This is a genomic window from Aeromonas sp. R2-2 (assembly GCF_040908355.1).
In the GTDB taxonomy this organism is placed as follows: Bacteria; Pseudomonadota; Gammaproteobacteria; order Enterobacterales; family Aeromonadaceae; genus Aeromonas; species Aeromonas veronii.
In genome coordinates, this window is record NZ_JBFODQ010000010.1 from 1 (window position 1) to 1,006 (window position 1,006).

Sequence of the window (1,006 nt, forward strand, 5' to 3'; positions counted from 1 at the left end):
CTGAACAACCGTTCCATCGGGGCGTTATCCCAGCAGTTGCCACGCCGACTCATACTCTGGGTCATGCGATAGCGCCACAGTCGTTGCCGAAATGCCCGGCTACCATATTGGCAGCCCTGGTCAGAGTGAAATAGCACACCAGAAGGGCAACCTCGTTGCTGATACGCCATCTCAAGTGCTTTGATGGCCAGCTCGGCATCTGGTTTATCTGACATCGCCCAGCCCACGACCCGCCGGGTATACAGGTCAAGAACCGCTGACAGATAATGCCAGCGACCACCTGCCCAGACGTAGGTGATATCGCCACACCACACCTGATTGGGTTGCTGGACATCAAATTCGCGGGCCAGCAGATTGGTAATGTCCGGTCGTTCAGACCGAGCGACTTGATAGCGATGAGCGCCCGGTTGCTTGGATACCAGCCCGGCTTCCTTCATCAGGTTACGTACTTTGAATCGACCAATCTGATACCCCAACTCCCGCATCATCGACATCAAGGCGCGGCTGCCCGCTGAGTTCCGGCTCGCTTTGAACAACCGGCGCAACTCACAGCGCTGTTGCATACGTTCACGGTTAATCGTCCGCCTGCGAGCCAGATAGTCGTAAAAGCAGGATGTTGGAACATCGAAAGCGCAGCAGACCAAAGTGATGGGGGCTTGCTCTCTTAATTGGTCTATCAGCGTGTACGTGTGAACTCGTCCGCCATCAAGAGAGCAGTAGCCTTTTTTAGAATGTCCTTTTCACGTTCGAGCCGGTTGATACGGGCTTCCAGCTCCTGAATTTTCTGCTGCTCTGGTGTCAGCGCTTTATTAGTTGGGGTTGTGCCACTGCGTTCGGATTGCAGTTGCTGAACCCAGCGACGGAGCACTGTTTCACCGACATCCAGTGAACGGCTGGCTTCAGGGACAGAATATCCCTGGTCGAGCACCAGGGATGCGGCTTCGAGTTTGAATTCGGCAGTAAATGAGCGACGTAATCTTGTCATTGAACACCTCAGGTCATGGTG

At 54.5% G+C, this 1,006-nt stretch carries 1 pseudogene; it reads right to left on the minus strand.

Annotated features, from left to right (window positions below):
* A pseudogene (locus AB5Z09_RS01950) lies at positions 1–985 on the minus strand (IS3 family transposase); the annotation flags it as partial.
* Positions 986–1,006 lie beyond the last annotated feature (21 nt).